Origin of the sequence: Hydrocoleum sp. CS-953, from assembly GCF_002260545.1 — a bacterium.
Taxonomy (GTDB): Bacteria; Cyanobacteriota; Cyanobacteriia; order Cyanobacteriales; family Microcoleaceae; genus Trichodesmium.
On record NZ_LGSU01001306.1, the window covers coordinates 1 to 9,590 of the forward strand.

Annotated in this window: 1 protein-coding gene and 1 pseudogene; both read left to right on the top strand. The window is 39.2% G+C overall.

The annotated features are described in order from the left end of the window. The first annotated feature begins 218 nt into the window (after positions 1-218). Positions 219-5,951, top strand: coding sequence for an LAGLIDADG family homing endonuclease (locus tag AFK68_RS39635; RefSeq protein ID WP_210407587.1), 5,733 nt, complete (start codon positions 219-221; stop codon positions 5,949-5,951). Between the two features lie 453 nt (positions 5,952-6,404). Further along, a pseudogene (locus tag AFK68_RS46245) lies at positions 6,405-9,590 on the top strand (NACHT domain-containing NTPase); the annotation flags it as partial.

Sequence of the window (9,590 nt, forward strand, 5' to 3'; positions counted from 1 at the left end):
ATGCTAGGCAAACATTTTTTTGTAGTGTTTTACTCATACTTTTAACTCTAGTTCAATTCTAATTACATCTCTAAAATACTAATTTTACCTCTAAAACAAAAAAACACAAAATGTAGAGTGATTTGGTAAATTTGTCAACAATTTGACACTAAATATGAAAAGTCGCTACACTCATAATTTGTTGCTTATTTCCAAAAAATTCTATTTTCAATTTCACTATGGTACGAGAACTAGAAAAAATAGATCGGACGGAGTTCCCAGAAACAGCTCCCACAGCTAATCCCGTATTTTACAGAACCTATAGCCGTAAGACAGAAACTGGCCGTGAGACCTGGACAGAAGTATGCGATCGCACAATTAATGGCCTCAGAAAATTAGGCCAACTCACGGCCGAAGAAACAGACTTACTCTATCGGATGCAGAGCCAACTTAAGGCCCTATCTTCTGGCCGTTGGTTGTGGGTAGGTGGCACAGAATGGATTACCCAACAGCAAAACTTTTCAGGGGCCTATAACTGCTCGTCCACTAATATTGTAGACTGGCGCTCCTTTGGCCTATTAATGGACTTAGCGATGATGGGGTGTGGTACGGGTGCAGTCTTGGAACCACGTTATATAAATCAACTGCCACCGATTCGCAATCATCTAAATATTGTATTGCGGGGTGAAATTGGTGCTACTCCTGCTGAATCAAGGCGTGAGTTGACAGAAGTAACATTTCATCAAGACGAAGCGGAAATTTTGGTTGGTGACAGTCGTCAAGGTTGGGTAGGGTCTTATCAGGCTTTGTTGGAGTTGTCAACTGATGAGCGATTTTCGGGAAAGGTGAATGTTATCATTGATTTGAGTGATGTCAGACCTGCGGGAGAACCGTTAAAAGGATTTGGTGGTGTTGCCAATCCGGTAAAATTGCCAGAATTGTATCAACGTTGTGGGAGTATTTTAAATCAAGCAGTTGGGCGACAATTAAATTCTGTGGAATGTTGTTTGCTAATTGACGAAGCAGCAGTGACAATTGTTGCTGGAAATATTCGCCGCTGTTTACCAGAAGGTGCTTTAGTACATACAGCATCGGGGTTAGTACCTATTGAAAAAATTCGGATTGGCGATCGCGTCTTAACCAGCAAAGGATTTTACCCTGTAACAAATTTCTTTGTTCAGGGTACTCAGTCTTTATGTCGCATTCAAACAGAAGACGGATATTTTGAATGTACTGCGGATCATAAAGTTGCCGTGCTGCAAGATTTGTATGGTAACTATAAAATGATTAAAGCTAAAGACTTGCAAGAGGGCGATCGCTTGATTTTTGTGCCTCAAGCAATACCTGGTACTCCCACTGAACTACCTGAGTTGAAAGGTGTCACCTCCCATGGCGCAAAACCAATAACAGTACCCGCTCTTACCAGTGAAGTTGCTTATTTTCTGGGATATTTGCATGGAGATGGATCGGTTGCCTCAGATGGATGGCGAGTCAGATTTCGAGTCCACCAGGATAGTCCAGAAATTTTGGAACGACTGATTAATGTTGCTCAAGAATTTGCTTTGGAAACACATACACTGAGAACCCCAGAACAATGTCAAACCAAAGCTTATGAACTTCAGTTAAATAGCAGCATTCTGAATAAATATCTGTCACAGTTTAAACAGTCATTTACTTCTATTACGATTCCTGACTGTATTCTCATGGGAACAACAGAAATCCGTCAAGCTTATTTAGCTGGTTTAGCAGACGCAGATGGTTGTCATTCTCAGGGCGTACTGGTAGCTTCAGTTTACCAAGATTTTCTGCAACAAGTACAAGCATTATATGGCTCTTTAGGAATCACGACAAGGTTATGTAGTTTCGTGCGCAAGCGAACAGGAAAGTGGGAAGGTGAGTTAGTAACTGTAGGTGAGAGTGCTTTTGAAGCAGTAGAAAAAGTAATGATGACTTACTCTACTCAGTTTCCAGTGCAAAAACGTAAACGACCTAAATTTTTCCACGATCACGGTTTTCCCAGGGAAATGGCTCAACCTTTAGTGAATACTTTTGATTGGAATAATCGCAAGCATATGATGGTTCGCACTGTCAAGAACTTTATCGCTGATGCTACAGATTTGATTCCGGTAAAAGTGAAAAAAGTTGAGATGGATGTGAGAGAAGCATCAACTTATGATATTGAAGTTGCCAGTATCCATGAATTTGTTTGTCAGGGAATCTTAGTATCGAACAGTGCCGGTATTCGGCAAGGGATTAATAGCGATCGCCTCTTTGCTGTAGCGAAGGATAATCTCTGGCGACAGGATGAAAACGGTAACTGGGGAATTGACCCAAAAAGAGATGCTTTGAGAATGGCAAATCACACCCATGTTTTCCACCACAAACCAACATTAGAAGAATGTGTTGAGGCAGTGAGGAAACAGTTTTATTCTGGTGAAGGTGCGATTCAGTGGGCAGGTGAAGCAGTTGCTCGTGCCAATCGCGATCTACTTTCAACGACAGAAATAAAGAGTGATTTCTTGAAAGCTTATGGAGAAGATAATGCCAAAAAATGGTTTCAAGAACACTATCCAAATATTAGTAATGATGAACTAGAACATCGGTTAGCAAGATTAGGATTGAACCCTTGTCATTCAGGGGATACCTTAGTATCTACAGACCAAGGGTTAATTCAGATTCAGGATTTAGTAGGTAAACAGTTTAAAGCATTAGTAGATTTGCGTTCGGTAGGTTTATCTGGTGTGAAGTTGACGGATGCGATCGCTTTTGCTACTGGAGTTAAAACCACCTACAAAATTATGCTGACTAATGGAATGCAAATGCGATGTACAGCAGAGCATAAACATTTTACCAGTCGAGGTTGGGTTAGCACTCAAGATTTAACTGATGACGACAATATTTATGTTCAGAGAGGAGCAGGTCATTTTGGTAAAGGTACTATTTCTGTTGCTCAAGCTCAAATGCTTGGTTGGTGGTACGGAGATGGATATAATGTCAAAATTAAGGCTCGTCAAGGTCATGGTAGGAAGCAAGATCATTTTGCTAAAGGATTTGTTTTTAACCAGGATGAGTATGAAACTGCCTACAATATTGTCGGCAAAGCTGTTGCATCAATTACAGGAAGAGAATATGTAACTAAACTCCATAAAGGAGTCTATGAATTTCGTACTCAATCTCCTAAATTAGAAAAGTTTTTTGCCGATTTAGGTATAGTTGGAAAAGAAGAACTTCCTAATGATTTTATGAGTCAATCTCAGGAAGTTTTAATTGGTTTTTTACAAGGAATTTTTAGTGCAGATGGCACAGTAGATAAAGATTCCCGAAGAATCAAATTAGCTATGATTTCGGAAAAACTACTCCAACAAATTCAATTAATTCTATCTAATTTAGGCATTATTAGTACAGTTCAATTAATTAGGAAAGAAGGTTACAGAGGTGTTCCTTATACAACTGTTGATGGAACTGAGGAAATCAGCTCAGATAGAGGTGCTTATGGATTATTTATCTCTACTTTTAACTTTGATTTATTTCAAGAATTAATTGGTTTTCCACTATCGCCTAGTAAGAATACTAAAGCTGAAAAATGGCTGCTAAAACCATTACCTAATTATTTTGAGTCAACCATTAATTCTAAGTTCACTTCAAAGGTGAAAAAAGTTGAAGAATTTGGAGAGGAAGTTGTTTATGATTTGCACGTTCCTTTAACTAATTCTTTCATTGCTAATGGTTGTTTAACTCACAATTGTGGCGAAATAATTGGGGCTAATTTCCACTGTAATTTATCAGAGATTCATCTGAATCAAATTGACCCAAATAATCATAAAGAACAGGAGGAAGCTTTTACTGCTGGTGCCCTTTCCGTGGCAACTTTACTTAACCATAAGTTCCTAGAACCTCGCTATAATTATAGTCGAGAATTAGACCCTATTGTTGGGGTTTCTTTTACTGGTTTATTTGACTTTTTTGTAAAAGCTTTTGGTATTGAATGGTTGCAATGGTGGCAAGCAGGCCGCCCGGAAACTATTCAAGGTTTGGAGTTTAAAAAACAGGAGGCAGAATATTTAACTCGGTGGCGCGAAATAGTGCATCGGGTGGTGTGGGATTATTGCGATCACCACAACCTAAAACGTCCGAACCGTTGTACAACAGTGCAACCTTCGGGTTGTCTCGACAAAACTGCTTTGAGAATATTTAATCAAGGTTTGCTTTATGCAGATGAAATAGTCGCACCTGGTAGTGGAGAAACGGTAGGATTAGAATTAACTGTTCGCGATGGAATAGGAGCATCCACAGCGATCGCTAATCAACCATTAGAACTTGTGGAAGTCAAACTAGCTAATGGTCGGATCTTACGGATGACTCCCAACCATCGGATGAGTGTCGCAGGTAAGTGGGTATATGGTTGCGATCTGAAACCTGGAATGTTGCTTGACTACAGTATTGGTGAGTATCACAAACAAGAAGATGCTTTACTAATACCCTTGGAGTTAGAAAATTATACCAGAGTGAAACGGTCTCAAACATTAGGTCATAACCGTGGTGTCTTAACTCACGAAATCGTGACTCCGGCAACTCTTACTCCAGATTTAGCTTACTTTTTAGGTTGTTTGTTTGGGAATGGTTGTATTTCTGAACACAAATATCGAGTCCGTTTTTCTCATGGCAGACTTGATATTTTGCATCGCCTCCAAGAAACAGGCAAAAAATTATTTGGCATCCCAGGTAATATCAATGACCTTGGTAACGGTCGTTTTGAATTATCTTTTGCTTCTCGACAGTTATTTGACTGGTTGCACTTAAACCAACTTGCCAAAACTGAGAAAAGCAAAGATTTAGACCGGATACCTATGAGTTTACGTCGGTCTTCGCGAGTTACTTTGCTATCATTTTTCTGTGGTTTGATAGATACTGATGGATGTGTGCGGAAACAGGGGAACTTATCTATAGATTCAGCAAGTTCCGATTTTATTCGCAACCTGCAACAAGTAGGAGAAGCGATCGGACTCTGTTTCAGTATCTTTCATAATACCAAAGGGGAAAACTTGCAACCCCAACAAAAAGATATGTGGGGATTATGTCTGAGTCGAATGTTGTCTAATGCTGACGCTTTAGATTATCTGAATGAACACAGTATCAAATGTCAGGAACGACCCCTATTTCCACCGAAGCGCGTTTTCAGTTTTTCTCCATACAAAATTGAATCTGTGAATATTGGGGCAGTTTGTGACTACTCTTATGATTTTGCCATTGAGGGTGTGGATGATAACGACTCTTGGTATTGGCAAGGTGCTTTGAAATCGCACAATACCAAATCTCTGTTAACAAATGCTGCTCCTGGTTGGCATCCTCCTTTTGGTTTGCGGTGGGTGCGACGGATTACTTTTGCCAAAAATGATCCTGTAGCATTAGCTTGCCTTGATTATGGTTATTCTGTGATTCCGGGGCAGTCAAGCAAAGATGAAAATGGTAATTTACTCAACGATCCTTTTGATGAACGCGCGAAAGAATGGTTAGTAGAAATTCCAGTACAGGTATCTTGGATAGACTTGCCTGGGATTGACGACATTGCCATTGAGAAGTTCACCGCTACTGCTATGTTTGATTTTTACATGGGAGTACAGAAACATTGGACGACTCATAACAGTAGTAGCACTATTTTGCTGACAGAGGAAGAAATTGAACCTTTGGGCAAACGCATTTATGAGGCAATTCGCGATGATGAGGGTTATATCTCGTCAGCGTTGTTAGCGCGGTTTGATGCACCGTTCCCCCGGTTGCCGTTCGAGCGTATTTCTAAAGAGGAATATGAAAAATTGCAACGGGAGATGTTGGAACGGCGGAAGTCTGATGATTTCTCGGAGTTGATGAATGGTTATGTGTTAGCGAGTGAGTTACCAGAGATGGGACCGCAAGATCCCGCTTGTTCTGGGATGGTTTGTGAATTGAAGGGTTCGGAACCGGAAGTTAGTTAGAGCTAGGGGGGAAAAAGAATGTAGTAGAGTGTCTAGATTTATTTTGTGGGTAAGTTTGATAAATTAAGACCTCTCCCCCCTGCCCCTCCCCCTCTCCTGCAAGGAGAGGGGGAGATATTCCCCCTTCCCTACAAGGGAAGCAGGGCTGTTTCAAAGTAAAATAAATAATTGATTATTTATGAGAATTGGGGACATCATTACCAGAATTTGGGGAAAATCTAGGTTAAAGGGTGGAAAATTCTCCCCTGCTCCCTGCTCCCCTGCTCCCCCTCTGCCAAATACCAAGAATGAAATAGCCCTGCTACAAAGGAAGGGGTGAGGTTTTTTTAACCACAATTTTAGTCTAGATACGCTACTACTTTAGCTAATTATATTAGTCATAAAAGGTGATGGGGTGATGGGATACATATAATATAATTAAAAATAACTATTAAAGTCAAAGCTGAAATAATTATGCTTGAATGGTTGGCTACTACTACATTTTTCTCATTACTGTGGTTTCTCGTTAGAGAAGTTCTGGGAAAATTAGCTCAAGAAACCCTTGAAGACTATGTTAAAGATTTTTTTAAGCAATGTATTACTGATTTTACAGGTGAGATAAGCGATCGCCACAAAAGGTCTTTAAAAAAGGCTATGAAGGAAGCTCTTCAAGAATTTTCTGGGTTAGTAGAGCAAGAATTAAAGCTGGCTGAATTAGATAAAAATCAAATTGAGAAATATAATGAGCATTTAAAACTATTTCTGGAAAATGAGTCGGTTTTGGAAATTATGGGGAGTCCGTTTAATAAGGATATTAAGGTTTTAGATACTCCTCAATTGGTTAAAATTTGGCACCAAATAAATCCATCTTTACCTGCTTTACCAGAAAATTTTGACTGGGAAGAAATAGCTAAAAATTATCTCAAAAAAGTTCAAATTATTAGGATAAATTCTGATGAATTACGGAAAATATTAGATTCACAAAATTTTGATAAACTGGCAAATAAAAGTTCTGATATTAAATTAGATTTTAATCTCAAAAAACATCAAGAGGGAATCCGAGAACAATATGGCAATGTCAGATTAGAAAGTTTAGATACCAGTGGTTATGGTTACGATCAATTGAAATTATGGAAAATATTTATTCCTCAAAATGTGCGGGAATCTCAAGAGTTTTTGCCTCAAGTACATGAAATTCCTAAAGAATATCGGCAGCGGTTAAAGGAGTCTGGAGACCTTGAGGAAGATTTTTCTTCGGAACAATTGGAAGGTCTCCGGCGCAGATATTTTGAACAACAAATTCGCTCAGTTTTAGACTTAATTGAAGATAAAAATTATAAATATTTAGTTATTCTGGGAGACCCCGGTTCTGGCAAGTCTACTTTATTACAATATATCGCTTTGCAATGGGCAGAGTTACTGCCGAAATATTTGCCTTTATACCCAATTCCTTTGTTAATTGAACTGCGGACTTATGTGCGTAACTATGATGCCAATAAGTGCAATGATTTTCTAGATTTTCTGGAAAAAGGTAGTGGAGTTGTTTGTCATTTACCTCAAAAAGAACTCCATTAAAAATTACAAAATGGTGATGCTATTGTCATGTTTGATGGGTTAGATGAAGTTTTCGATCCTGCTAAACGAGAGGAGGTAATTACTGATATTCATCGGTTTACTAATAATTATAAAAATGTCCGAGTTATTGTTACTTCGCGGGTGATTGGTTATAAGCATCAAAAACTTCGGGATGCTGAGTTTTATCATTTTATGTTGCAAGATTTGGAGGCGGAAAAAGTTGAAGAGTTTATTCAAAATTGGCATAATTTGACTTATCAAGATGAGACAGAAAAGGTGAGGAAAAGGGAGAGGTTGAAACGGGCAATTAAGGATTCTCCAGCTATTGAGCAATTGTCAGGAAATCCCCTTTTATTAACTATGATGGCTATCTTGAATCGTCATCAAGAATTGCCGAGAGATAGGGCGGAACTTTATAATCAAGCTTCGCGGGTTTTATTACAGCAATGGGATATGGAACGAGCCTTGGTTGATGCGAAAATTGACCCGATAACTATTGACTATAAAGATAAGCAGGCAATTTTGCGTCGGGTAGCTTTTTTTATGCAGGAAAATGAGGCAGGTTTAGCTGGTAATTTAATTGTTGAAAAAGATTTAAGAGAGATTATTTCGGAATATCTGAAAAGTATAGATATTAATGATGCGAGACCGATGGCTAAGGCATTGATTGAACAGTTGCGGACTCGGAATTTTATTTTGTGTTTTGTTGGGGCTGAATATTATGCTTTTGTGCATCGAACTTTTTTGGAATTTTTCTGTGGTTGGAGTTTTGTTTGGCAGTTTAAGGAAACACAAAGTCTGGAAATAGATGGGTTGATAAATGATGTTTTTGGTAAGCATTGGCAGGATGAAAAATGGCATGAAGTTTTGCGGTTAATTGCAGGGATGATTGATGCTAAGTTTGTGGGAGATATTATTAGTTATTTGATGGAGCAAGAGGGGGAAGAGGAAAAATTTCTGAATTTATTTTTGGCGGGCAAGTGTTTGTTTGAAGTTAGGAGTCGTCATAGTATTGGTGATGTGGAGGAGCGGTTATTAAATAGGTTAAAAGATTTGACTGGGTATTAGTTATTTGATGGAGCAAGAGGGGGAAGAGGAAAAATTTCTGAATTTATTTTTGGCGGGCAAGTGTTTGTTTGAAGTTAGGAGTCGTCATAGTATTGGTGATGTGGAGGAGCGGTTATTAAATAGGTTAAAAGATTTGACTGGGTATGACCTTGGTTATTATTATGGATCTTATAGCAATGAGGCAGATCGAGTTCGTGAAATTCGTACTAAAGCTGTGGAAGTGGTGGCTACAACTTGGAGGGATGAAAACTCAACCTATATTTGGCTCAAACAAAGGGTTGTGTCTGATGAGGATTGGAGAGTGCGACGTGAAGCGGTACGACAAATAGCTACTGGTTGGAAATATGAACCAGGAATTTTGGAATTACTCAAACAATGGGTTGTGTCTGATCAGAGCTGGAGTGTGCGAAGTGAAGTGGTGGGACAAATAGCTACTGGTTGGAAACATGAACCAGGAATTTTGGAATTACTCAAACAATGGGTTGTGTCTGATGAGGATTGGAGAGTGCGACATGAAGCGGTACGACAAATAGCTACTGGTTGGAAACATGAACCGGGAATTTTAGAATTACTCAAACAATGGGTTGTTGGAGAGTGCGACATGAAGCGGTACGACAAATAGCTACTGGTTGGAAACATGAACCGGGAATTTTAGAATTACTCAAACAATGGGTTGTATCCAATGAGAATTGGAGAGTGCGACGTGAAGCAGTGGAACAAATAGCTACTGGTTGGAAACATGAACCGGGAATTTTGGAATTACTCAAACAATGGGTTGTGTCTAATGAGAATTCCGATGTGCGAAGTGAAGCGCTGGGACAAATAGCTACTGGTTGGAAACATGAAGAGGGAATGTTTGAATTACTCAAACAATGGGTTGTGTCTAATAATAGTGGGAAGGTGCGACGTAAAGCGCTGGAACAAATAGCTACTGGTTGGAAAAATGAAGAGGGAATTTTAGAATTACTCAAACAAAGGGTTGTGTCTGATCAGAGTTCGAATGTGCGACGTGAAGCG

Excerpts from the sequence above, each read along its gene's own strand:
- AFK68_RS39635 (WP_210407587.1), top strand. The coding sequence starts at position 219 with ATGGTACGAGAACTAGAAAAAATAGATCGGACGGAGTTCCCAGAAACA.